The organism is Citrobacter sp. RHB36-C18 (assembly GCF_013814485.1).
In the GTDB taxonomy this organism is placed as follows: Bacteria; Pseudomonadota; Gammaproteobacteria; order Enterobacterales; family Enterobacteriaceae; genus Citrobacter; species Citrobacter braakii.
In genome coordinates, this window is sequence record NZ_CP057125.1 from 1901895 (window position 1) to 1923699 (window position 21805).

General features: G+C 50.6%; 25 protein-coding genes, 2 tRNA genes and 3 pseudogenes. 9 read left to right on the forward strand and 21 right to left on the reverse strand.

Features of this window, described 5'->3' with window-relative positions; all coding sequences use genetic code 11:
• Positions 1 to 41: 41 nt before the first annotated feature.
• A complete protein-coding gene (gene ldtA / locus HVZ52_RS08925; RefSeq protein WP_016153509.1) occupies positions 42 to 971 on the forward strand; it encodes a L,D-transpeptidase in 930 nt (309 codons plus the stop codon).
• 23 nt (positions 972 to 994) lie between these two features.
• On the opposite strand, the gene HVZ52_RS08930 is transcribed toward ldtA, so the two are convergent.
• From HVZ52_RS08930 to mtfA, 5 genes are all read right to left on the reverse strand, one after another.
• Positions 995 to 1678 carry an ABC transporter ATP-binding protein gene (locus tag HVZ52_RS08930; protein WP_131346268.1) on the reverse strand — a complete coding sequence of 228 codons (684 nt, stop codon included), beginning with the start codon at positions 1676 to 1678 and terminating at the stop codon, positions 995 to 997.
• A 10-nt stretch (positions 1679 to 1688) separates the two neighbouring features.
• Positions 1689 to 3377, reverse strand: a complete 1689-nt coding sequence (locus HVZ52_RS08935) for an iron ABC transporter permease (RefSeq protein WP_181599153.1) — start codon at positions 3375 to 3377, stop codon at positions 1689 to 1691.
• A complete protein-coding gene (locus HVZ52_RS08940) occupies positions 3361 to 4398 on the reverse strand; it encodes an extracellular solute-binding protein (protein WP_047499042.1) in 1038 nt (345 codons plus the stop codon). The genes HVZ52_RS08935 and HVZ52_RS08940 overlap by 17 nt, the downstream gene beginning before the upstream one ends.
• A 262-nt stretch (positions 4399 to 4660) precedes the next feature.
• Positions 4661 to 4736: transfer RNA gene (locus HVZ52_RS08945), tRNA-Asn, on the reverse strand.
• Positions 4737 to 4835: 99 nt separating this feature from the next.
• A complete protein-coding gene (mtfA, locus tag HVZ52_RS08950) occupies positions 4836 to 5633 on the reverse strand; it encodes a DgsA anti-repressor MtfA (protein WP_047357950.1) in 798 nt (265 codons plus the stop codon).
• Between the two features lie 93 nt (positions 5634 to 5726).
• On the opposite strand from mtfA, the gene HVZ52_RS08955 reads away from it, so the two are divergent.
• A tRNA-Ser gene (locus HVZ52_RS08955) sits at positions 5727 to 5816 on the forward strand.
• A gap of 66 nt (positions 5817 to 5882) precedes the next feature.
• On the opposite strand, the pseudogene HVZ52_RS08960 reads toward HVZ52_RS08955, so the two are convergent.
• Positions 5883 to 6074: pseudogene (locus tag HVZ52_RS08960) on the reverse strand (hypothetical protein); the annotation flags it as partial.
• 74 nt (positions 6075 to 6148) lie between these two features.
• Positions 6149 to 6730 (reverse strand): serine O-acetyltransferase, encoded by a 582-nt coding sequence (locus tag HVZ52_RS08965; RefSeq protein WP_047416060.1) that lies wholly within the window; start codon positions 6728 to 6730, stop codon positions 6149 to 6151.
• 285 nt (positions 6731 to 7015) lie between these two features.
• Between HVZ52_RS08965 and HVZ52_RS08970 the strand changes: the two are divergent.
• A pseudogene (locus tag HVZ52_RS08970) lies at positions 7016 to 7181 on the forward strand (DUF4113 domain-containing protein); the annotation flags it as partial.
• Here HVZ52_RS08970 and HVZ52_RS08975 read toward each other — a convergent pair.
• Positions 7174 to 7618, reverse strand: a pseudogene (locus HVZ52_RS08975) (SOS response-associated peptidase family protein). The pseudogenes HVZ52_RS08970 and HVZ52_RS08975 sit on opposite strands and share 8 nt — an antisense overlap.
• A gap of 158 nt (positions 7619 to 7776) precedes the next feature.
• On the reverse strand, positions 7777 to 8850 hold the full coding sequence (locus HVZ52_RS08980) for a porin (RefSeq protein WP_181599154.1): 1074 nt from the start codon (positions 8848 to 8850) through the stop codon (positions 7777 to 7779).
• 442 nt (positions 8851 to 9292) lie between these two features.
• Between HVZ52_RS08980 and HVZ52_RS08985 the strand changes: the two genes are divergently transcribed.
• The 3 genes from HVZ52_RS08985 (at position 9293) to HVZ52_RS08995 (ending at position 11940) form a co-directional block, all read left to right on the forward strand.
• Positions 9293 to 9985, forward strand: coding sequence for a phosphohydrolase (locus HVZ52_RS08985; protein WP_181599155.1), 693 nt, complete (start codon positions 9293 to 9295; stop codon positions 9983 to 9985).
• Positions 9986 to 10061: 76 nt separating this feature from the next.
• On the forward strand, positions 10062 to 11492 hold the full coding sequence (locus tag HVZ52_RS08990; RefSeq protein WP_137380349.1) for a DNA cytosine methyltransferase: 1431 nt from the start codon (positions 10062 to 10064) through the stop codon (positions 11490 to 11492).
• Positions 11473 to 11940: a very short patch repair endonuclease gene (locus HVZ52_RS08995; RefSeq protein WP_065554687.1), complete on the forward strand. Its 468-nt coding sequence runs from the start codon at positions 11473 to 11475 to the stop codon at positions 11938 to 11940. The genes HVZ52_RS08990 and HVZ52_RS08995 overlap by 20 nt, the downstream gene beginning before the upstream one ends.
• On the opposite strand, the gene yedA is transcribed toward HVZ52_RS08995, so the two are convergent.
• Positions 11932 to 12852: a drug/metabolite exporter YedA gene (gene yedA, locus HVZ52_RS09000; protein WP_016156848.1), complete on the reverse strand. Its 921-nt coding sequence runs from the start codon at positions 12850 to 12852 to the stop codon at positions 11932 to 11934. The genes HVZ52_RS08995 and yedA overlap by 9 nt on opposite strands.
• 178 nt (positions 12853 to 13030) lie before the next feature.
• Between yedA and HVZ52_RS09005 the strand changes: the two genes are divergently transcribed.
• Both HVZ52_RS09005 and HVZ52_RS09010 read left to right on the forward strand, forming a co-directional pair.
• Positions 13031 to 13942 (forward strand): DUF808 domain-containing protein, encoded by a 912-nt coding sequence (locus tag HVZ52_RS09005; RefSeq protein WP_181599156.1) that lies wholly within the window; start codon positions 13031 to 13033, stop codon positions 13940 to 13942.
• A 77-nt stretch (positions 13943 to 14019) separates the two neighbouring features.
• On the forward strand, positions 14020 to 14202 hold the full coding sequence (locus HVZ52_RS09010; RefSeq protein WP_016153498.1) for a DUF2158 domain-containing protein: 183 nt from the start codon (positions 14020 to 14022) through the stop codon (positions 14200 to 14202).
• 206 nt (positions 14203 to 14408) lie between these two features.
• Here the strand turns inward: HVZ52_RS09010 and yodD are convergent, their stop codons facing one another.
• Positions 14409 to 14636, reverse strand: coding sequence for a YodD family peroxide/acid resistance protein (yodD, locus tag HVZ52_RS09015; protein WP_003030417.1), 228 nt, complete (start codon positions 14634 to 14636; stop codon positions 14409 to 14411).
• 163 nt (positions 14637 to 14799) lie between these two features.
• On the opposite strand from yodD, the gene dsrB reads away from it, so the two are divergent.
• Positions 14800 to 14988 carry a protein DsrB gene (gene dsrB, locus HVZ52_RS09020; protein ID WP_003030419.1) on the forward strand — a complete coding sequence of 63 codons (189 nt, stop codon included), beginning with the start codon at positions 14800 to 14802 and terminating at the stop codon, positions 14986 to 14988.
• 54 nt (positions 14989 to 15042) lie between these two features.
• Here the strand turns inward: dsrB and rcsA are convergent, their stop codons facing one another.
• From rcsA to fliJ, 10 genes are all read right to left on the reverse strand, one after another.
• Positions 15043 to 15666 (reverse strand): transcriptional regulator RcsA, encoded by a 624-nt coding sequence (gene rcsA, locus HVZ52_RS09025; protein WP_016153497.1) that lies wholly within the window; start codon positions 15664 to 15666, stop codon positions 15043 to 15045.
• A 289-nt stretch (positions 15667 to 15955) separates the two neighbouring features.
• Positions 15956 to 16741, reverse strand: coding sequence for a flagellar biosynthetic protein FliR (gene fliR, locus HVZ52_RS09030; protein ID WP_016153496.1), 786 nt, complete (start codon positions 16739 to 16741; stop codon positions 15956 to 15958).
• A gap of 8 nt (positions 16742 to 16749) precedes the next feature.
• Positions 16750 to 17019 carry a flagellar biosynthesis protein FliQ gene (fliQ, locus tag HVZ52_RS09035; protein ID WP_003030425.1) on the reverse strand — a complete coding sequence of 90 codons (270 nt, stop codon included), beginning with the start codon at positions 17017 to 17019 and terminating at the stop codon, positions 16750 to 16752.
• A gap of 9 nt (positions 17020 to 17028) precedes the next feature.
• Complete coding sequence (fliP, locus tag HVZ52_RS09040) at positions 17029 to 17766, reverse strand: flagellar type III secretion system pore protein FliP (protein WP_006684053.1); 738 nt, start codon at positions 17764 to 17766, stop codon at positions 17029 to 17031.
• Positions 17766 to 18143: a flagellar biosynthetic protein FliO gene (fliO, locus tag HVZ52_RS09045; RefSeq protein ID WP_029139581.1), complete on the reverse strand. Its 378-nt coding sequence runs from the start codon at positions 18141 to 18143 to the stop codon at positions 17766 to 17768. Before fliO ends, fliP begins: the two co-directional genes overlap by 1 nt.
• Positions 18143 to 18556, reverse strand: coding sequence for a flagellar motor switch protein FliN (gene fliN / locus HVZ52_RS09050; RefSeq protein WP_003030433.1), 414 nt, complete (start codon positions 18554 to 18556; stop codon positions 18143 to 18145). Before fliN ends, fliO begins: the two co-directional genes overlap by 1 nt.
• Complete coding sequence (gene fliM / locus HVZ52_RS09055) at positions 18553 to 19557, reverse strand: flagellar motor switch protein FliM (RefSeq protein WP_003030434.1); 1005 nt, start codon at positions 19555 to 19557, stop codon at positions 18553 to 18555. Before fliM ends, fliN begins: the two co-directional genes overlap by 4 nt.
• A 4-nt stretch (positions 19558 to 19561) precedes the next feature.
• Complete coding sequence (gene fliL / locus HVZ52_RS09060) at positions 19562 to 20029, reverse strand: flagellar basal body-associated protein FliL (RefSeq protein ID WP_181599157.1); 468 nt, start codon at positions 20027 to 20029, stop codon at positions 19562 to 19564.
• Between the two features lie 104 nt (positions 20030 to 20133).
• Complete coding sequence (gene fliK, locus HVZ52_RS09065; RefSeq protein ID WP_016153492.1) at positions 20134 to 21348, reverse strand: flagellar hook length control protein FliK; 1215 nt, start codon at positions 21346 to 21348, stop codon at positions 20134 to 20136.
• Positions 21345 to 21788: a flagellar export protein FliJ gene (gene fliJ, locus HVZ52_RS09070; protein ID WP_016153491.1), complete on the reverse strand. Its 444-nt coding sequence runs from the start codon at positions 21786 to 21788 to the stop codon at positions 21345 to 21347. The genes fliK and fliJ overlap by 4 nt, the downstream gene beginning before the upstream one ends.
• Positions 21789 to 21805: the final 17 nt, after the last annotated feature.

Below are 21805 nucleotides of genomic sequence, written 5' to 3' on the forward strand. Positions count from 1 at the left end.
ATAATTAACGGATATCTGCTGCGGCGAAGGAAAGGAAAAAGATGCGTCGTGTAAAACTGCTTTGTTCACTCATTATGCTGCTCGTGAGTCAGAGCGCGCAGGCGGTGAGTTATCCGCTCCCGCCTGAAGGCAGTCGCCTGGTGGGGAGCCCTTTGACCATTACGGTACCTTCAGGAAACACTCAGCCGTTGGAAGCTTTTGCCGCGCAGTACGGACAGGGGTTGAGCAATATGCTGGAGGCCAATCCCGGCGTGGATGTTTTTCTGCCTAAGTCTGGCTCTACGCTGGTTGTGCCACAGCAACTGATATTACCGGATACTGTACGCGAGGGGATCGTAATCAACGTCGCAGAAATGCGCCTTTACTATTATCCCGCTGGCAGCAATACGGTTGAGGTTTTACCCATTGGCATTGGCCAGGCGGGTAGAGAAACGCCGCGTAACTGGGTGACGGCGGTAGAACGTAAGCAGGAAGCACCAAGCTGGACGCCTACGCCGAATACCCGGCGCGAATACGCAGCACGTGGGGAAAGCCTGCCGGCGTTTGTTCCTGCCGGGCCTGATAACCCGATGGGACTGTATGCGATTTATATCGGCAGGCTTTATGCCATTCATGGCACAAATGCGAATTTCGGTATTGGTCTGCGGGTAAGTCAGGGGTGCATCCGTTTACGTAATGACGACATTAAATATCTGTTTGATACCGTACCGGTAGGGACGCGTGTGCAACTGATAGACCGACCGGTGAAATACAGCGTAGAGCCGGACGGTAGTCGCTGGGTGGAAGTGCATGAACCACTGTCACGAAACCGGTCGGAATACGAGTCTGACAGAAAAGTTCCCTTGCCAGTCACCCCCGCGCTGCGCACCTTCATCAGCGGGAATGACGTGGATATGAGTCGCGGAAATCAGGCACTGGAAAGACGCTCCGGCATGCCGGTGAATATCAGTCTGATTCAGACCCATTACTAATTTTCAAGGCGACCCTGTGACCTTTAGTCTGGGTGGGTCGCTTTTTTAATTTGATACTGTCCCATTTTTACCACGCCAATATGGTCTGCCATTAGCTGTGCCTCGTGTTCGCTGTGTGTAACCAGCAGTGCCGTTTGCCCGGCGGCACGCAAAATATCCCGTACCTCGTTGCCAAGACGCTCACGCGTGCGCTTATCAAGGCTGGAGAAAGGCTCATCGAGCAGCAGGATTTCCGGATGCGGCGCCAGCGCGCGCGCAAGAGCGATACGCTGCTGTTGACCGCCGGACAGTTCATGCGGATAACGGCTGGCATGACTGTGCAACTCCACCATTTTTAACAGCTCCGCCACCCGGACCTGCTGCTGCTCACGCGGCATACGTCGTAACCCAAAGGCCACGTTTTGTTGCGCGGTCAGGTGAGGGAATAACGCATATTCCTGAAAGACCATGCCGACATGCCGTTTTTCCGGCGGCAGATGAACACCGGAACCGGCAACGCGGCGCTGCGACACATAGATCTCTCCGCTTCGCAGCCGTTCAAATCCGGCAACTGCGCGTAACACTGTGGTTTTTCCGCAACCTGAAGCGCCCAGTAGACAGGCGATCTCTCCTTTACGTACCGACATTGAAAACCCGCTCAGCACCGATTGCTGGCTGTTGCCGTAGGCAACATGCACATCCTGGAGTCGTAATGCAATTTCTGACATTGTTACTCTCTTAACCACGGCGAGTCATCTGGTGACGCACCAACAAAATAACCGGTAGCGTGCCAGCTAAAACAATCATTAGCGCGGCGATAGCACCTTCTTCATAGGTTCCACGGGCGGCTTCTGCATACAGCAACGTTGCCAGCGTTTCGAAGTTTACCGGGCGCAACAGCAACGTTGTTGGCAGTTCTTTCATGGCATCGGCAAAAACCAGCAGGGCGCTACTCACTAACGCCGGGCGCAGCAATGGGAAATGAACCCGTGCAAATGTGCCCGCACCATTCTCACCCAACAGACGAGAAGCCTGCTCCAGCGAAGGAGGAATGCGGCCCAGGCCGGAATCCAGTGCGCCGATAGCAATCGCCTGGAAACGCATGGCACAACAAATTACCAGCAGGATCCCGGCAGACATCAGCGGCAGGCCGCGAACATCCAGTAAATCTGCCAGCCAGCGGTCGACTGCCATGGCGGGGGTTAAAAAACCAATCGCCAGAATTGTACCGGGAACCGCGTAGCCTAAAGAAGCCAGACGCATTACACCACGGCGAAATCCTGGCATCGCGTTGTCTGCGGCGCTATGCCGCGCGCTCCAGGCCACCAACATACTGACGCAAACCACCACCAACGTGGTTCCCGCGGCCAGTGATAACGTATTTTGTAATGCAGCCAGTAATGAGGAGGATATAGGGCTCTCGTCACCTATACGTTTGGCGCTTTCCCAGATTAAAAACAGCACCGGGGCCAGAAAGCCCAGCACAACCGGCAGCGAAATAACGACACCGAGTAGCCAGCCACGCCAGCCTTGCACGCGGGTGGGTTGAATTTCCCGCAGGCTACGGCTGCTGAATCCCTGTTTTCTGCGGCCATAAAATTCCAGCGTCAGAATAAAGAATATAAACATCAGCATCATGCAGGCGATTTGCGCTGCGGCAGATAAATCAGAGCGAGAGATCCACGTGGTGTATACGGTAACGGTTAACGTTTGTACCCCGAGAAATTCCGACGCGCCAATATCGTTAAGCGTCTCCAGCAGCGCCAGACTGATCCCGACGGCCAGTGCCGGGCGTGCCATGGGGAGTGCAACACGAAAAAAGGTCCCGGTTGCGCTGCAACCCAGCGTACGCGCTGCTTCCAATAGATGGGCCGGCTGGCTGATAAACATGGCGCGGGTTGTCAGGTACACGTAAGGATAAAGTACTAATCCGAGCAGGATTATTGCGCCGGAAAGGGAACGTAAATCGGGCAGGCGGAACTGTCGCGGGTTGTCAAAGCCCAGTATAAAACGGATAAATGTTTGCAACGGGCCAATCGGATGCAGCAGATCGAGCCATGCGAAGGCAACGATGTAGGTCGGCATTGCCAGCGGCAACAGCAGCGCCCAACTGAGAACTTTTCTCCCAGGGAAATCCCATGCCGTTACCGCCCATGCGCTGCCTACGCCAATGACGCCAACCATTATCGCGACACCCGCTAGCAACAGCACGGTGTTTTTTAGCGCTGAGGGCAGTACAAATGTCATAAGATTATCCCAGTGGGATAAATCAGCCTGGGTGGCCTGCCAGATCAGCGCAACGATGGGGGTCAGGACGCCAAGCGCGACGCACAATGCGCCAAGATGCAACGGCGTTAATAATGACTGCGGCCCGGAAACCAGGCCGCGTAACGTCGGAAACTGCAGCGATTTATTGATCGAATCCAACTTTATCTACCAGCAAACTAGCTTGTTTACGATACTTCACGATCTCGGTGAGCGGCGTTTTATCGACGTCGATTTCACCGATTGTGGCGCTAATGACCGGGTCAAGCGTTACGCCTTTCAGTACCGGATATTCGAAGTTCGCTTTCGCATACTGCTGCTGGGCAGGCGCGGAAACCAGATATTCCATCAGCTTAACGGCATCGGCTTTATTTGGCGCATAGCGGGCAACGGCAGCGCCGCTGATGTTGACGTGCGTACCGCCATTTTCAAAGGTTGGTTTAACGACTTTAATGGCATCGCCCCACTGACGAGCATCGCTGCCTTCTTTGGCGTTTTTCATATGGCCGACATAATAGGAGTTGGCCAGACCAATATCACAAATTCCACCGAGGATATCGCGGGCAACATCGCGATCGCCGCCGGTGGCTTTACGCGCCAGGTTAGCCTTTACGCCGCGTAGCCATTCTTCAGTTTTAGCTTCACCATGATGGGCAATCATCGCGGCGATCAGCGCCGTGTTGTAGGGGTGCTGACCGGAACGAATACAAACTTTACCTTTGTATTCTGGGCTGGCGAGCTGTTCGTAATGCCAGTTATCGATTGGCAGCGACTTCTCGGCATACAGTACGCGGGCGCGCATAGAAAGCGCAAACCACTGATTATCCGCGCCGCGCAGATTCGCCGGAATGGCGGCTTTCAGCGCTTCTGACTCTACCGGCTGGGTGACGCCAGCTTCAACCAAATCGATGAGATTTCCGGCATCGACGGTCATCAGCAGGTCGGCAGGGGAGTTTTTGCCTTCAGCCTTAACACGCTCAAGCATACCGTCTTTGATATAGACCGTACTTACTTTGATACCGCTGGTTTTAGTCCAGCTATCAAGTAAAGGCTGGATCAGGCCCGGTTCACGGGTGGTGTAAAGCGTTAACGTTTCCTGAGCGAAAGCCGGCAGGCTGACAGAGAAGAGGAGGGCAGAGGCAAGCGTGATACGGCGCAATCCGGTGCGAGTCAGAGCATTCATCGTTTTTATCCCAGAGTAATTGGAACATACAGTGAACCGAGTCGGGGCTCGTTCTTTTGGCTCGCGTACAATAAATGATAATCACTAGCACTTACAATAATTGCAAAGTTTAAACGATTTACATTTACACAACTTTAATCAACGATGTGATGCGGCATGGAATGGGGAGTTATGGCAGACTGAGCGCTTATAGAGGCAGCTTTTACACAGACGTGAAAAGCAAAAAGCCCGCTTAAGTTTCCTTAAGCGGGCTTCTTAAATTTGGCTCCTCTGACTGGACTCGAACCAGTGACATACGGATTAACAGTCCGCCGTTCTACCGACTGAACTACAGAGGAATCGTGTGAACGAGGCGCATATTACTGACCTCATCATGAGGTGTCAACAGTAAAATTAGCGCGTCATTTCAATTGGTTAATTAATCTTCAAATTCAGTGTTAATGCGTGTTTGGTGAGCGATAATCGTCGTCTCCCCGGGTATCGCGTAACCTCTCCATGGGGTTCTGGCGATAAAACTGGATGAAACGCTGCCATAAGGCAGGAAAACGTGGAGCAAATAATTCAGGAGCACTGAAAAAATACTCGGATAGCACGGCAAAGCATTCAGCAGGATCGGTCGCTGCGTAGGCATCTATACTGCACGCAGTTTCTCCAACCAGATCGATCTCATCCTGAATATTGTTCATTGCAGCATGCAGGTCGTGTTCCCAACCGGCGATATCGCGCAGGGGAATCGCCGGAATACCGCTGGCACGATCGCCATTACGCATATCAAGCTTGTGCGCCACTTCATGGATGATCAGATTAAAGCCGGAGGCATCAAAGGAATCCTGAATATCAAGCCAGTTGAGGATTATCGGGCCTTGTTGCCAACTCTGCCCGGACTGTACCACGCGTTGATTATGCACCAGCCCAATATCGTCTTCCCATTCATCGTCTACGACAAATGGGGCAGGGTAGATGAGAACTTCATGAAACCCGTCGAGCCACTCAATCCCCATTTCCAGAACAGGTAAACAGAATAGCAGAGCAATGCGCGCACTTTTTAGCGGGTCCAGCTCAAACCCCTGAAGAGCGACTAATCTTTTTTGTTGTAAAAAGCGCTCGGCCAGAGCAATAAGTCTGGCTTGTTCTTGTTCGGTGAGATTCACCAAAAGGGGAATAGCCAGGGCGTCGTCCCACGGCCAATCGTCACTCCGGGTTGCTTCTTGTTCTTTCCAGGGCCACTTAATCATCGTTTTGCTCGCAAACTCGTCACTTGAACGAAATTGACGGAACTGGGTCTGTTAAAATGCCAAATTACCTGGCATCATGGCAACCGCCAAAACGGAGAGATGCCAGAGCGGCTGAATGGACCGGTCTCGAAAACCGGAGTAGGGGTAACTCTACCGGGGGTTCAAATCCCCCTCTCTCCGCCACTATTCAAGCACTTAGCTCATTCCCTTTCAACGACTCATGTCACACTTGGTATAGTGTTGGTATATTCACTTGGTATAAAACTCGCCATCATCATCTTCTGATTTGCCCAAGACTGGAAGATCCAGTGTGGGAGAAATTTTCACTTTTCTGTCATAAACCACAACCTGGCTTTCAGTTTTGTGACCTGAGAATAGTTGCTTGTCCTTACTCGAGCCTTCGTAATCAGATATTCCCTTGGCTTTGAGATCATGAAAAGTACACAGCAGTTTTCTATCTGGTTTTTTTCCTGCTTACATCTGAACGTTTGTTTAAACAAATATTAATACCCCCTCTATGAGGAGGGGGAAACTATAATTCGTGATTTTTTTTCTGTGACGTAGGTGCAGTTAGATGGAATATTAGATTTAATAAATGACATTGCACCAATTTTGACATTGTCACCAATTTTCACAGAAAGACCAATGATGCATGTATTTGCACCTATGTCAACATTATTACCAATTGTTAACCTTAAAGATTTGCAATCCTTGTCTATTTGTCCTATTACGCAGTTTTGTCTGATAATAAAATTATCCCCAATGTCAACAGAGCCGTGAATAACGATGCCTGAATGGTGCGGGATCAATAAGCCTTTGCCTATATTTGCACCCAATCCTATTTCACAGCCAAATCTCTCAATTATCTTGTTATTCAGCTTTATTGCTGCTCTTTTTTGGTATTTCCCACCATTTTTGTACATTTCATTGGCTAGGCGCCACCAAAAAAGGAAGTTTCTGTGTCTTAATTTCTTCTCGCGTAGTAATCTTATGATTGAAAAATACGGTCTCCTTATAATCTCACTCTTCCAATAATAGAATAGTTCTTGTGAACGCCCGAATATTACGAATTTTAAGGCGATAATGTATTTAATCATAAATTTCCTTTAAGTAACATTATGTTTTGTTGAATTATTTTTGTAACTTTAACTTACGCTTAGCTACGATATTTTGATCTGTGTCTATGCCTTAATAAAGGAGTTTAGTTTTTCTTGTGGACCTTCTCTTTCATGACGAAATTCAGATTGTGTTATACCTACCACTTTGTGATGTTTGTTGTACTATTGTTACAAATAATGTATTTGATAAGGGAAGGTTTTGCAACATGCCTGACAGTAAAAATACCGACAAGTCAAAGGCAGGCTTTTTCTTTCATGTCAAGGGGGAGCGAGAAGCTGATGGAGGTTTTGGATCATATGAATGCAAAGGAAGTAAGGGAGCACTTTATTTCGCCGGTCAGGGTATCCAGCAACAGTGGGCAATGAAAAGAGAGAGATGCAGTCACCCCAATATACCACCCGCGATGAAGACCTGCTCCGGGTTAAGTAACAGGCTTAATTAAATCTGCACCCTGATTTTTCACATTTCCGACGGCACGCGTTACGGCGTGCCATATAAATTTATCAGCCGGCACGACACAGTCAGCTGCAATTTCAGCTGCTTCTTTCCCTCCAAGATCCTGCTTCATCCATTCGCGCGCGGCTTCCGGTAGCACTGGTAGCACTACCAACGGTTGTCTGTCGTAAATATCTACCAGTCCTTTGTCGGCCATTGTTTCAGACCGTGCGTTAATTAGCAGCGGTTTATCCCACCACCTCGGGCGTATCCCCAAAGTACAGGGTCAAGGTGCAGTTGTTCATCACGTTCACTCAGCAGCAGAACTTTGATGGCAGGTGCCACGTTGAAACGTCCGATGGGTCTGGATCGTATGGAATGTCGCGTTCAGCTTCTTCAGAGAGCAGGGCGAGATAGTCTTCACGCGTCATTTCAAGCACTTGCACGCCTTGCTTTCAACGACAGTTCTCATGGATGTCTTTTTCTTTGAGTATCCTCACAAGTTTATCGTTGTAATGCCCGTGTGGTAAAAAATACTCTTCGTTGAACAAAAAAAAGCCCGCAGCGCGGGCTTTTGAGTTTGTGGAGATTAGAACTGGTACACAATACCCATGGCAAACTGATCATCAACTGCGTTGCCAGTAATTGCGCCGTCTTCTTTATCCAGCAGGTTAAATTTATACGCTGTGTAGACGTTCATATTTTTATTGAAGTAGTACCAGGTGCCGAGCTCGACGTAATTCACGCGGTCAGCGTTAACACCGCCGGCCAGGTCTTTACCCTGCGAGTAAACGTAACCCAGGGATGGACGCAGACCAAAGTCGAACTGATATTGAACGACTGCTTCAACGTTTTGCGTTTTGTTTGCAAAAACCGGATCGGTTCCGGTTCCGGTTCCGGTTCTGGTCATATTACGCGTTTCGCCATACATTGCTGCCGCATAAACGCTGTTGGCGTCATATTTTGCTGCCAGAGACCAGACTTCAGCGTTGCTGCCATAGCCATCAGTGGATTGTTTGTCCGCACGGTCGGATTTACCATACACCGCGACGACACCAAAGCCATCCACGTTATAGTCCACCGACATGCTGTAGCCGTCGCCATTTGCTTTAGTGCGATCGCGATCGTCATTTTTGCCCTGGTACTGCAGCGCGAAATTAAGACCCTCAACCATGCCGAAGAAGTCTGTGTTGCGGTAGGTCGCCACGCCGTTGGTACGACCGGTCATGAAATTATCCGTCGCAGACCAGGAATCGCCACCCCATTCAACCAGCATATCGGTGTAGGCTGCCGCATCGTAGGCTACGCCATAGTTACGACCATAATCAAATGAGCCGTAATCCGCATATTTCAGGCCCGCGAAGGCCAGACGGGTTTTTTGCCCCTGAGATCCTTCCGCATTGCTGGCGTCGAGGTTGTGTTCAAACTGACCAAAACCTGTCAACTCGTTGCTGATCTGGGTTTCACCTTTCACCCCAAAACGGGCGTAAGAGGTGTCAGCATTTTCACTGTTACTGCTATCCGTATTCGACCAGATGCGTTCGCCTACCATCTTGCCGTAAAAATCAATTTTATTGCCGTTCTTATTATAAATTTCAGCCGCATTTGCTGCGCTTGCAGCTAATAAGGCAGGGAGAAGCAGTGCCAGTACTTTTCTTTTCATTATGTATTCCCTTTATATAATAATTAAAATGAATATGTGGCGCTATCTGAAAGACTACATTTGAATACTATCTATGAAGTTCATTTAATTTTAAATATAACATGTAACAAATATATTTAAGATATTTCAAGATGTTTCATTGTTGCTTTTATATAATTAAAATTGCATGGCATTTGAATTAATATAATCCATATAAATGTATTTTTTATCATATAGTTATGATTTCTTTTGTTCTATCTTGTTGAATGTATATTATTGATATTTGTTATTTATTTTGCATACGGGATTATAATTGATCTGCTTGTTTTGAATAATGGATTTATATATCCATTATAGTGATGCTTATTAAGTGAATAATATGTATTGATGATAAAAAGCGTCGACGGTAGTCTGACATGAGAATTGTTGCTAAGGTGGTTTTCTTTCTGCGAAGAGCGAGAGTATGGAACTACAGTACTGGCAGTCGAAATTTGAAGCCTGGTTACGTGACAATCATTCCGGGCACGACGCTGCCCATGACATCTTTCATTTTCGTCGCGTCTGGATGACATCACAAAAGTTGAGCATGGATGTGACCGTAGACTGGCTGGTGGTGCTGGCGGCGTGCTACTTCCACGATCTCGTCAGTTTGCCGAAGAATCATCCCGATCGTCATCGTTCGTCGGTACTGGCAGCCCAGGAAACGCGTCGCGTTTTGATGCGCGATTTTCCTGATTTCCCACAACAACGATTACCTGCCGTGTGCCATGCTATTGAGGCGCACAGTTTCAGCGCCAAAATCGTACCAGAAACCCTTGAAGCCAAAATCGTGCAGGATGCTGACCGGCTTGAGGCGTTGGGCGCAATTGGTTTAGCACGGGTATTTGCCGTGTCCGGCGCGTTAGGCGTGGCGCTGTTTGATGCGGAAGATCCGTTTGCCCGACAGCGTAACCTTGATGATAAACAGTACGCACTCGATCACTTCCAGACCAAATTGTTGACGCTGCCGATGACGATGCAAACTGAACACGGTCGGCATTTGGCGCAACATAATGCTGACTTCTTACTGACGTACATGGCGAAGCTGAGTGCGGAGTTAAAAGGAGAATATGAAATGCTGGATCTTGACGCGATTCAACCCTTTAAGCTGCGTTAGTCGCCAGTACAGCCGCAACGTCAACCGCGCTAATTTATGTTAACCTGTCAGCTATCCATTTCGGCCGGTTAAATGTATGCAGGATAATTTTTCAGTAGCAGGTTCCATGAACCCGATGACAGATGATAACGAGGCCGCCGCACAGGTGATTTTGGCTAAGTTGCTTGAAATATATGACGTGAAAACGCTGGTTGCTCATCTGAATGGTGTTGGCGAGAACCGCTGGAGTCCGGCCATCTTCAAGCGAGTGGTTGCCAATGAAACGTGGCATCGCCTCAGCGACGGTGAGTTGGCTCATCTGAACGACTTGCTGCCGAGGCCGCCTGCGCATCATCCACATTATGCTTTTCGCTTTATCGATCTTTTTGCCGGTATTGGCGGCATTCGTCGCGGCTTTGAGGCGATTGGCGGGCAGTGCGTGTTTACCAGTGAGTGGAACAAGCATGCGGTGCGCACCTACAAAGCGAATCACTACTGTGATCCTCACCAGCACCATTTTAATGAAGATATTCGCGATATCACCCTCAGTCATCATGATGGGGTGAGTGACCAGCAGGCGGCGGAACATATCCGCCAGCATGTTCCGCAGCATGACGTGCTGCTGGCGGGATTTCCTTGTCAGCCATTCTCTCTGGCCGGTGTATCAAAGAAAAACGCGTTAGGGCGGGCTCATGGCTTCGCCTGCGATACGCAAGGCACACTTTTTTTTGACGTGGTGCGCATCATCGATGCGCGTCGGCCGGCAATATTTGTGCTCGAAAACGTCAAAAACCTGAAGAGTCACGATCAGGGGAAAACGTTCCGCATCATTATGCAAACGCTGGATGAGCTGGGTTATGACGTGGCTGATGCACACGATAACGGGCCGGACGATCCGAAAATTATCGATGGTCAACATTTTTTGCCCCAGCATCGCGAACGTATTGTGCTCGTCGGCTTTCGCCGCGATCTGAATCTGAAATCAGACTTCACGCTGCGCGATATTGTCTCCCGCTATCCTCAGCGGCGTACGACGCTGGCGGAGCTACTTGAGCCGACCGTCGATGCCAAATATGTGCTCACGCCGGTGCTGTGGAAATATCTGTATCGTTATGCGAAAAAGCATCAGGCACGGGGCAATGGATTTGGCTATGGCATGGTGTATCCCGGCAATCCCGATTGCGTAACGCGCACATTATCGGCGCGTTACTATAAAGATGGGGCGGAGATCTTGATCGACCGCGGTTGGGATATGGCGCTGGGTGAAAAGGATTTTGATGATCCGCACAATCAGCGATACCGTCCGCGCAGGCTGACGCCCAGAGAGTGCGCGCGCCTGATGGGATTTGAATCACCTCAGGGCTATCAGTTCAGGATCCCGGTGTCGGACACACAGGCTTATCGTCAGTTTGGTAATTCGGTGGTCGTCCCGGCATTTGCGGCGGTAGCCAGACTGCTGGAGCCAAAAATCAAACAGGCGGTTGCTATTCGCGAGAAAGAGAAACTGCATGGCAGACGTTCACGATAAAGCGACGCGCAGTAAAAATATGCGGGCGATAGCAACCCGCGATACCGCAATTGAAAAACGCCTTGCCAGCGTACTGACAGAGCAGGGGGTAACGTTTCGCGTGCAGGATGCGACGTTACCCGGTCGTCCCGATTTCGTGGTGGATGATTATCGTTGTGTGATTTTTACCCACGGCTGTTTCTGGCATCATCACAACTGCTATCTATTCAAAGTTCCCGCCACACGAACAGCGTTCTGGCTGGAAAAAATAGACAAAAATGTCCAGCGTGACGCGCGGGATTGTGAAAAGTTGCAGGCTCTGGGCTGGCGCGTACTGATTGTCTGGGAGTGCGCCCTGCGTGGGCGCGAAAAGCTGGGGGATGACGCGTTGTCCGAACGCGTCATCGAGTGGATCTGCGGCGGTGGCGACAGTGCGCAGATCGACACCCTCGGTATCCATTTACTGTAACGTCTTTTCCGACGGGGTCGCAACGGCGTCCGCTTTAATGGGAAATAAGTATTTACCGAGTGTGACCAGTACCACCGCAAATACAATCACGCCAAGCGCCAGCCATTCGATGGGCGCCAGACTTTCTCCTCCCAGGCCGGTACCTAACAGTACGGCGACAACCGGATTAACGTAGGCATAGCTAGTGGCTAATGCCGGGCTGACGTTGCGGATCAAGTACATATACGCGTTGATGGCAATAATAGAACCAAACACGGCCAGATAGGCGACCGCCATAAAGCCTGAAAACGTCGGCATAGTGGTCAACTTTTCCCCGGAAATCAGCGAGGCGCACATCAGCACAATACCGGCGGCTAACATTTCAATGGCTCCGGCCATCATGCCAACGGGTAACGTTATGCGCGAGCCGTACACTGAGCCAAACGCCCAGCTTATCGAACCTATCAGGATTAAAATTGCTCCCCATGGATTACCACTCAAATTACCACCGCTGTTCAGCATGATGATCCCCGCGAGTCCAATTGCGATCCCCATCCATTCAAGTTTGCGCGTTTTGATGCCAAAAAAGTGGCTAAAACACAGCGTAAACAGCGGGACGGTGGCGACCACCACGGCGGCAATACCGGAAGGCACATTTTGATGTTCTGCGACGGTGACCAGTCCGTTACCGACAGCCAGCAGCAGGATACCGATTAACGCGGCGTTCAGGAGCACGCGCAGAGGCGGCAGCTTATGTCCGCGGATAAGTAAGAATGCTGTTAATAAAATCCCCGCAGAGAGAAAACGAACGCCAGCCATCATCAACGGCGGCCAGCTTTCAACGCCAATGCGAATAACGAAGTACGTGGAACCCCAAATGATGTACAGCGCGAAAAGCGCACTGAAAAGCGGTAGCAATTGCCTGAAACGCATAATCCCTCACGGTGGAAATAAAAAGGTGCAACATAGTAAACGTCAAAACTATCTTGCTGGCGAGATTTATAATTACGTGCTGATGTTAAAAATTTGTTGACCAGAAAGGTCAGTTTCAGCATTGCGTGTTTTACTTCATACTTATGACTGCAAAAAAATAATATTGAGGGTAAAAATTTTGGCAGGAAGTAGCTTATTGACCTTACTCGATGATATCGCCACTTTGCTGGATGATATCTCTGTCATGGGAAAACTGGCCGCGAAAAAAACCGCGGGTGTGCTGGGCGATGATCTGTCGCTTAACGCGCAGCAGGTGTCGGGTGTGCGGGCGAACCGCGAACTCCCGGTGGTCTGGAGCGTAGCGAAAGGATCGTTTGTTAACAAAGTTATCCTTGTGCCGTTGGCGCTATTGATAAGCGCCTTCATTCCCTGGGCGATCACCCCCTTATTAATGGTAGGCGGGGCGTTCCTCTGTTTTGAAGGTGTAGAAAAAGTTCTCCATACCCTGGAAGCGCGTAAGCACAAAGAAACCCCGGAAGAGCGTCAGCAGCGTCTGACATCTTTGGCAGCGCAAGATCCACTCACCTTTGAGAAAGACAAAATCAAAGGGGCGATACGTACCGACTTTATTTTATCTGCTGAGATTGTCGCGATTACGCTGGGGATTGTAGCGGATGCGCCATTGTTGAATCAGGTGTTGGTGTTATCTGGCATCGCGTTAGTGGTGACAGTGGGGGTCTACGGCCTGGTCGGGATTATCGTTAAGCTCGATGATATCGGATACTGGTTGGCAGAAAAGCGCAGTACGCTGGTCCAGTCGCTGGGTAAAGGGTTGCTGGTCGTTGCCCCCTGGCTTATGAAAACACTTTCCGTGGTCGGCACGCTGGCGATGTTTTTGGTTGGCGGCGGAATTGTGGTGCACGGAATAACACCGCTGCATCATGCGATTGAACATTTTGCCCAACAGCAAAGTGCATTGATTGCGCTGATGCTTCCGACCCTGCTGAATCTGGTGCTCGGTTTTATCATCGGCGCAATAGTGGTGCTGCTGGTGAAAACCGTCGCCAGAGTGCGCGGAGTTTCGCACTAATTGTCGCAGGGTTGATTACGCAAAACCCTTCTTTGTCGTCTAAGGTGTAAAGGTTTCTCTTGATACAGGAGGCAGGTATGGTCTTTTCTGTCAGTGAGGAAGTCACCTCCAAAGAGGGTGGCCCACGTATGATCGTTACCGGGTATGCCAGCGGAATGGTGGAGTGTCGCTGGTACGACGGCTTTGGCGTCAAACGGGAAGCATTCCGTGAAGATGAACTGGTGCCGGGCGAGCGAAGAAAGCTCTGCCAGGATGCCTGAACACCTGGGGTGCGCGTAACCGGGTGATCTTTCAATCATTAGTTATATTTATCATTTTAGTGAGAATTATTTACTTGTCAGGCAAAAAAATTGCAGATAAGGTTTGTTTCACATCAGATTTCCTGGTGTAACGAATTTTCAAGTGCTTCTTGCATAAGCAAGCTTGATCCCGACCCGATAAGGGCCGGGATTTTTTTCGCCCTCAGTCAGCGATTGATCTCCGACACGCTAAAATCATGGATATCAAGCTCGAACGCGTCGGCCAGTTCATGCCACGTGTGGTAATCACGTCCGTCGACGCTGACGCGTTCAGGGTCATCCTGACTGCGATGAATTTCACTCTCGCAGATTTCGTTGATTGCCTTCAGTAGCGCGTCCACATCGACGCTGACTTCACGTTTGGCCGTATCGCTGTACTCTTTCGCGGTTTTCATCCTCATACCTCTCAACCGTTAAGGATACCGGGGGAGCGCATCCAAACATCAGATACGCACAACTTAAGTATAGACCGTCGATAAAACCCGCAATCGCGCGAGCCGGGCGCTGCCAGAAAAAGGAAATTGTTCTACACTGGCACAAAGCCACAGGAGGAAAACTATGAAGGTGAATGATCGGGTCACAGTCAAAACGGACGGCGGTCCTCGTCGACCGGGCGTGGTACTGGCTATCGAAGAGTTTAGTGAAGGCACCATGTACCTGGTTTCGCTGGAAGACTACCCGCTCGGTATCTGGTTCTTTAATGAGTCAGGTCATCAGGATGGTATCTTCGTGGAAAAAGTAGAATAAGGTGAGTTTTGCTGCATGATCCTGACTGGTGGATTCGCCACCAGTCAGAACGTGTTAGCGCGTATTCACAAAGATACCATTGGTAACGTTATCGGTGAGCCTCACAACGTGATAGATAACTTGCTTATTATGCGTCTTTATCTTTCGTTTTATATTCCCCTTATGGGATGACACGGTCTTGGCCTTGATATTCATTTGGTCGGATATCTGTATTGTGCCCTGACCCTCCATCCACATGCGTAGCATGCTGGACTCGGTACGGCTCAATGATAATGTCGGCAGATTCACATCAATGACAAAATCTACTTCTTTTTTCAGAATATCGCCAAGGAGTTCATCCAGTGAATCTGGTTTAATCGACTTAGAACTAATCAATAAATTTTTTCTTACTAATAGATACTCATCAAAATGCACGTTGGCAATTGCCATAAACACAATAAATAATGTGCCGGGATGCTGATTAATGATTTGCTTTATTTGCTGGCTATTAGCAGGATCGTGGATAAAGCAGTCCTCATTAATAAACACCACAGCGGGCTGTTGAGAGACACAGGCGAGACTGAGCTCCTCAACGTTGGAAATGTTGTTGATTTCCCTTTTCTTCACCCCCCGACTTACCAGATATCCGGTCAACCCTAGCCGGGTGTAACTGCACAAATCCATAATAATCGTTGACATGGCATACCCTCACTCAATGCGTAACGATAATTCCCCTTACCTGATTATTTTCATCACAACTAAACGGAATAATAACGACCCAAGATGACGCTTTCGCTGTTTTTCAGGCGAAATTACTATCCCGTAAAGTTGCGTATAATTTGCCAGGAAACATCTTAAAGTAAAGTAAATGTTGCGTTATGTGAGTGAGTCAATAATAAATAAACCGCGACAGCGATATCCTGGTGGATGTTGTCGCTTTTTAAATTTAGGACAATCCTTAGTAAAACAGGATAAAAATTAAGGGTTATTATTTTCCGGGCATTTCGCTGACAATATCAGCCAACAAATTAAAAATTTCGCTGAATAATCGCTCGCAGAATGGCGCAATTAATGGCATCAGGGCTGCCATTAATGAAATACCCACGGCGAGGGTGAGTGGAAAACCGATGACGAAAATCGACAGTTGAGGAGCCATGCGATTTAGCAGACCGAGTGCGAGGTTTAGGGTGAGTAGCAGCGTCATTATCGGCAGGGCCAACATTAGCCCGTTGAGGAAAATCAGGCTACCCGCCCGCGCCAGCGCGAGAAACGCATTGCTGTTCACCGGATTGCCGCCGATTGGCAAGGTATGAAATGTATCCACCAACAGCGAAATAAGCCACAAATGGCCGTTAAAAGTCAGGAATAACAGCATGGCGAGCATGTCGATCAGTCTCGCCAGTACCGGCATATTCAGACGGCTGCCGGGATCAAAGAAGGTTGCGAAGGAGAGACCCATTTGCAGACCAATTAATTCCCCGGCGGTACGTACTGCCGCGAAGGCAAACTGCATAGTGAAGCCCAGAGCGATGCCGATCAGGATTTGTTGCATTGCCTGCCATAGCGCCACGATAGAAAAGATAGGGACGTCTACCGGGGGAATCGACGGAGCGATAACGACGGTTATCATTAACCCCAGCCCCAGTTTTACCCGTTTGGGGATCGCGCGCTCGCTGAGAATCGGGGCCGTTGAGATGAGCGCCAGGATGCGCAGCAAAGGCCAGAAGTAAAGATTCAGCCAGTGGAGCCACTCAACGCTGGTCACCTGCAGCATAATGTCATCTACCCGATGATGTAGGGGATATTGCTGAACAGCGTACGCACGTAGTCGAGCAGCAGGTTAAGCATCCACGGGCCGGCAACAATGATGGCAATAAAAACCGCGACAATTTTGGGAATGAAGGACAGCGTCATTTCGTTTATCTGGGTCGCCGCCTGCAAAATACTGATGATAAGACCTGTGACGAGGGCGACCAACAGCAAAGGCGCGGCAAGGGCCAGGGCGACTTTCATCGCCTCTGTGCCCATCATCATGACCGATTCAGGTGTCATTTCGCGCCTCTAACTGTAAAAGCTTTGAGCTAGCGAGCCGACAAGCAACTGCCAACCGTCTACCAACACAAACAGCATCAGCTTGAACGGTAGCGCGATCGTGGCCGGGGGGACCATCATCATCCCGAGCGCCATCAGCACGCTGGCGATGACCAGGTCGATAATCAGAAACGGAATAAAAATGGTAAAGCCTATCTGGAATGCCGTTTTCAGCTCGCTGGTGACATAGGCTGGAAGCAAAATCCGCATCGGTACGGCTTCTGGTCCCTGTAGGGGACCGCTGTTTGCTAAGCGCGCGAAGAGTGCCAGATCGGCTTCACGGGTCTGGCGCAACATAAACTCGCGCAGCGGCTGTGCGCCTTTCTCCATGGCTTCCTGCATAGAGATTTTCTCTTCGCTGAACGGCTGATATGCGTCAACGTAGATTTTGTCGATTACTGGCGACATGATGAAAAAGGTCAAAAATAGCGCCAGGCCCAGTAGCACCTGGTTCGGGGGGGCCGAAGGGGTTCCCAGCGCATTTCGTAACAGACCGAAAACGATGATGATGCGGGTGAAGCTGGTCATCATCAATAAAATGGCGGGCAGGAACGTCAGCGAGGTGATAAACACCAGCGTTTGCACGGGCAAAGACCAGCTTTGTCCGCCGCCAGGCAGCGGCTGACTAACCAGACCCGGGAGCTGGGCGAGGGCTACTGGGCTGAAAAGCCATAAGCCTGCCAGCGTGATGGATAACAAACGGCGCATCAGGATCTCCCGGGACGCTTAAGCAAACTCTTCATCATGGCCTGGAAATCCGCGGGGGAGGCCGGTTTTTCTTCTGCATCAGCAGGCGCCGGGGGCAGGGTGTGCAACACGTTAATTTGCGAGGCCGTGACGCCCAGTACCAGGCGCGCATCTTCAACCTCAACAATCACCACGCGCTCACGTGGACCCAGTGAGGTACTTGCCGCAACTTTCAGTCCGCGCGTACCGGCGCTTTTGGGGGCAAACCCCATACGCTTAATCACCCAGGCTGCAGCCAGGATCAATACGATGATCCCAAGCAGCGCGCCGCTTACCTGAACCAGCGGTGAGCCGGGTACGGCGGCTGGCTGAGAAACTGTAGCCTGGGTATTCATGATTAACGGCTCAGACGGCGCATGCGTTCAGATGGGGTAATAATGTCGGTGATACGTACGCCGTATTTGTCTGCGACAACCACCACTTCACCCTGGGCAATCAGGTAACCGTTGATCAGGATATCCAGCGGCTCGCCCGCCAGACCATCCAACGCGACGACCGAACCCTGTGTCAGACGCAGCAGTTCTTTGATGGTCATGCGGGTTCGGCCCAATTCGACGGTCAGTTTGACCGGAATGTCCATGATCAGGTCGATGTCCTGCAAGGCACCGCTGACGTCGCCGCCACCTAACTGCTGGAATACCGCATCGGCCGCACTTTTGGTGGGCGTGGTTTTTTGCTCGTTTAACGCGTCAGCCCACAGATCGTCCAATGCACCAGTGTTCTCATCGGACGGATTATTCATATCACTCATTTGGGCTGTTCCTCATTCAGCGAATTCAAAATCGGGTTTATCAGATGTTCTACGCGTAACGCATACTGACCGTTCACCGTGCCATACTGGCTGGTCAGTACAGGCACGCCGTCCACATGAGCAATAATGCGGTCGGGTTTTTCAATCGGCAGTACATCGCCGGGTTTCAGTTTTAAAATCTGGGATAGCCGCAGCGGAATGTCAGCAAAGTTTGCCACCAACTCCAGCTCAGAATGCTGAACCTGACGCACCAGATTATTGCGCCAGTTCTGATCTTCATTACGCGAGTTTTCCAGCGGCGGGTTCACCAGCAGCTCACGCAACGGTTCAATCATGCTGAATGGCAGACAGATGTTAAATTCACCGGTCAGGTTGCCAATTTCAACGTGGAATGGGGTATTGACCACGATGTCGTTAGGAGACGTGGTGATATTGGTAAATTTCACCTGCATCTCGGAACGAACGTATTCCACTTCCAGCGGATTGATGGCCTTCCACGCGTCGCTGTAGCTTTCCAGCGCCAGCTTCAGCATGCGGTTGATAACGCGCTGTTCGGTATGGGTAAATTCGCGGCCTTCCACTTTCGTCGGGAAGCGGCCATCACCGCCGAACAGGTTATCGACGGCGATAAATACCAGACTCGGTGAGAACACCACCAGACCCGTACCGCGCAGCGGCTTCAGGTGGATTAAGTTCAGGTTGGTCGGAACCGGTAAGTTGCGCGCAAACTCGTGGTATGGCTGGATACGGATCGCACCCACGGTAATATCCGGGCTACGGCGCAACAGGTTAAATAACCCCATACGGAACTGGCGCGCGAAGCGTTCGTTAATGATCTCCAGCGCCTGTAAACGCTCACGTACCACGCGGCGCTGGGTGTTGGGATCGTAAGGACGAATATCGCTTTCTTTTGCGATACCGGAAATGGGTTCGTCTTTAGTTTCGCTATCGCCATTAAGCAATGCGTCGATTTCAGCCTGAGAAAGAATACTGTCGCCCATGTCTTTACCGCAGAATAAAAGCTGTATAAAGAACGTCGGTGACAACCTGTTTGGGTTGCCCAACAACGAGCGGAGTCGCAAGCGTCTCTTTGATGGCGGCAATGAGCTGTTGCTTACCTTCTTCGGTGGCGAGCGTAGCCGCGTTCTGACGAGAGAACAGCAGCAGCAAGCGGCTGCGCACTTCCGGCAGATATTCGTTAAGACGTGAACGCGTTGCCTCGTCTTTCATGCGTAGCGTGATACCGATATACAGTACACGGTCCGCATCACCCAGATTGACGGTAAAGGTATCCAACGCAAAGAATACCGGGGCTGGCGGTGGAGCCGGTTCCGCTTTGACGCTGGCGGACGGCTGCTGCTGCATGCGCCAGTAGCTATAACCCGCAGTTGCGCAGGCGGCGAGGGTAATCAATATCAGCAGAGGGATCCAAATAGCGCGTTTACTTTTTTTGTTAATCGCGGAGTCAGTCATCAGATACGGGCTTCCTGTTTCGGTACAGCTTATGGGCTGATTATCCCGTGTCTTTTCCACGACAAAGCGTGGAAAAGACGCGGATAATCATGCTACCTCTGGCGTTAGGCGAAGATGTCTACTGCTCCATCACCGCGTGCTGCGGCTTGCAGTGAGGCTGGCGCTGCCAGTACGGCGTCATCTTCAGCGGCAAAAATATCTTGTCCCTGAGCGCGACCCGCCTGCTGTTGCTGCCCGGAAGACTGCTGATTACCGGCAAAGCTTTCACTACTGATACTGCTTTGCCCAAGCTGGATCCCGCTTTCAGCCAACTGCGTACGCAGCATCGGTAATGCAGCTTCCAGCGCAGCGCGCACGTGACTGTGTGGCGATACCATTTGCAACTGCGCGAGGTTGTCATCAAGCTTGAGGGAAATGTGCACCTGGCCCAGATCCTGTGGATGCAGACGCAGTTCTGCGCTTTGCTGGCCCTGGCGAGTAAACAGAGTGACGTGCTGGCTCAGTGATTGCTGCCATTCCTGGCTACCCAATGGCGCGCTTAGCACAGGTGCGGCGGTCGGTAACGGCTGAGCGTGGGACTGCGGGCCACTTAACGGCGCCGTCGTCATGCCAATGCTGGTCGGCGAAGGGGAGCTTTCAATTTCCGCTCTGGTCGTCGCCGCTGCCGTCAACGGGGTTAATGTCGGATTGTTTGTCTGATCTACGCTGCTGGCAGGCGTTGCAATATCCGCTTTGCCTTTTTTGGCATCACCTGGCAGCAATTCGCCAGCATTATCGGCGATAGCACTGTGTACCGAGCCTCGTGACAACGCCGAAAGCGTTGCATCAACGGGGGCTGGCGCGCTGTCGACAGCAGGCGTGGTCTGCGGTTGTCCTGGCAGCATGGCGAACAACGCGCTCAGGTTGGCGAGATCCTCATCGCTCAGTGCGGTGTTTTTTTCATCCTGCTGAGCGACTTTGCCCAGTGTCGTCAGGGCATTAACTTTCAGTGAGGGCGTGAGGGCAGACAAAAGTTGCTGAGCGTCTGTCATGTCGACAAGAGAAGCATCAGTGTGCATCTCTTTTTGCGCCAGTAGTTCGGTCAACTTGAGCGACGGTGCTGAATCGCCATTTTTTTGCAATAACCCTTTTTGCAGTTTGCTACCGGCCGCCTGTAAGTCGGCAAACGACAGCGGGGCGTCTTTACCCTGCGCGTTGTCCGCACCTAATGCACCAGCCAGCAGCGCTAAAAAATCCTCGGGTGAATCAACCGCTTTGCCTGACTGAAGACCTGCGGCTACGTCGGTGTCGGTGGTAATCAGTTGGGGTAAAGTAATCATTCGGGTTTCCTCATAGCTGCGCGCTGAGCAAATTCATCCATTTTTTTCTGATCCAGGCGGTTTTCGGCCAGTAACGCCGCCGAGGTTTGTCTGTCCTGCAGAGTCTGCCACGCCTGTAAACGTTGTTTTTTGTCGCGCCAACTGTTCAATGCCTGGTCTACTTTCTGCGTCCACTGATTGAGCTGTTGGCGGTGTTGCTCAATCGCTTTTTCCAGCGTCTGAATAAATTGTTGGTAATTGATCCAGCGATTACTGGTAATACCCTGACCCATGTCACTGTTCAGATTGTTGCGATACTCATGCTGATAATCGATCAGCATTTTCAACTGCTCTTCCGCCTGCTGACAGCCACGACGCATCTCTCCCAATAAGACAGCGGCGTCATCTACCTCTTTTTCAGCCAGGTCTTTCAGTGTGGCTAATGCACCATGTTGTGCCATGACCTATGCTCTCCTGC

Excerpts from the sequence above, each read along its gene's own strand:
- ldtA (WP_016153509.1), top strand. The coding sequence starts at position 42 with ATGCGTCGTGTAAAACTGCTTTGTTCACTCATTATGCTGCTCGTGAGT.
- HVZ52_RS08930 (WP_131346268.1), bottom strand. The coding sequence starts at position 1,678 with ATGTCAGAAATTGCATTACGACTCCAGGATGTGCATGTTGCCTACGGC.
- HVZ52_RS08940 (WP_047499042.1), bottom strand. The coding sequence starts at position 4,398 with ATGAATGCTCTGACTCGCACCGGATTGCGCCGTATCACGCTTGCCTCT.
- mtfA (WP_047357950.1), bottom strand. The coding sequence starts at position 5,633 with ATGATTAAGTGGCCCTGGAAAGAACAAGAAGCAACCCGGAGTGACGAT.
- HVZ52_RS08965 (WP_047416060.1), bottom strand. The coding sequence starts at position 6,730 with ATGATTAAATACATTATCGCCTTAAAATTCGTAATATTCGGGCGTTCA.
- HVZ52_RS08980 (WP_181599154.1), bottom strand. The coding sequence starts at position 8,850 with ATGAAAAGAAAAGTACTGGCACTGCTTCTCCCTGCCTTATTAGCTGCA.
- HVZ52_RS08985 (WP_181599155.1), top strand. The coding sequence starts at position 9,293 with ATGGAACTACAGTACTGGCAGTCGAAATTTGAAGCCTGGTTACGTGAC.
- HVZ52_RS08990 (WP_137380349.1), top strand. The coding sequence starts at position 10,062 with ATGCAGGATAATTTTTCAGTAGCAGGTTCCATGAACCCGATGACAGAT.
- HVZ52_RS08995 (WP_065554687.1), top strand. The coding sequence starts at position 11,473 with ATGGCAGACGTTCACGATAAAGCGACGCGCAGTAAAAATATGCGGGCG.
- yedA (WP_016156848.1), bottom strand. The coding sequence starts at position 12,852 with ATGCGTTTCAGGCAATTGCTACCGCTTTTCAGTGCGCTTTTCGCGCTG.
- HVZ52_RS09010 (WP_016153498.1), top strand. The coding sequence starts at position 14,020 with ATGGTCTTTTCTGTCAGTGAGGAAGTCACCTCCAAAGAGGGTGGCCCA.
- yodD (WP_003030417.1), bottom strand. The coding sequence starts at position 14,636 with ATGAAAACCGCGAAAGAGTACAGCGATACGGCCAAACGTGAAGTCAGC.
- dsrB (WP_003030419.1), top strand. The coding sequence starts at position 14,800 with ATGAAGGTGAATGATCGGGTCACAGTCAAAACGGACGGCGGTCCTCGT.
- rcsA (WP_016153497.1), bottom strand. The coding sequence starts at position 15,666 with ATGTCAACGATTATTATGGATTTGTGCAGTTACACCCGGCTAGGGTTG.
- fliR (WP_016153496.1), bottom strand. The coding sequence starts at position 16,741 with ATGCTGCAGGTGACCAGCGTTGAGTGGCTCCACTGGCTGAATCTTTAC.
- fliQ (WP_003030425.1), bottom strand. The coding sequence starts at position 17,019 with ATGACACCTGAATCGGTCATGATGATGGGCACAGAGGCGATGAAAGTC.
- fliP (WP_006684053.1), bottom strand. The coding sequence starts at position 17,766 with ATGCGCCGTTTGTTATCCATCACGCTGGCAGGCTTATGGCTTTTCAGC.
- fliN (WP_003030433.1), bottom strand. The coding sequence starts at position 18,556 with ATGAGTGATATGAATAATCCGTCCGATGAGAACACTGGTGCATTGGAC.
- fliM (WP_003030434.1), bottom strand. The coding sequence starts at position 19,557 with ATGGGCGACAGTATTCTTTCTCAGGCTGAAATCGACGCATTGCTTAAT.
- fliL (WP_181599157.1), bottom strand. The coding sequence starts at position 20,029 with ATGACTGACTCCGCGATTAACAAAAAAAGTAAACGCGCTATTTGGATC.
- fliK (WP_016153492.1), bottom strand. The coding sequence starts at position 21,348 with ATGATTACTTTACCCCAACTGATTACCACCGACACCGACGTAGCCGCA.
- fliJ (WP_016153491.1), bottom strand. The coding sequence starts at position 21,788 with ATGGCACAACATGGTGCATTAGCCACACTGAAAGACCTGGCTGAAAAA.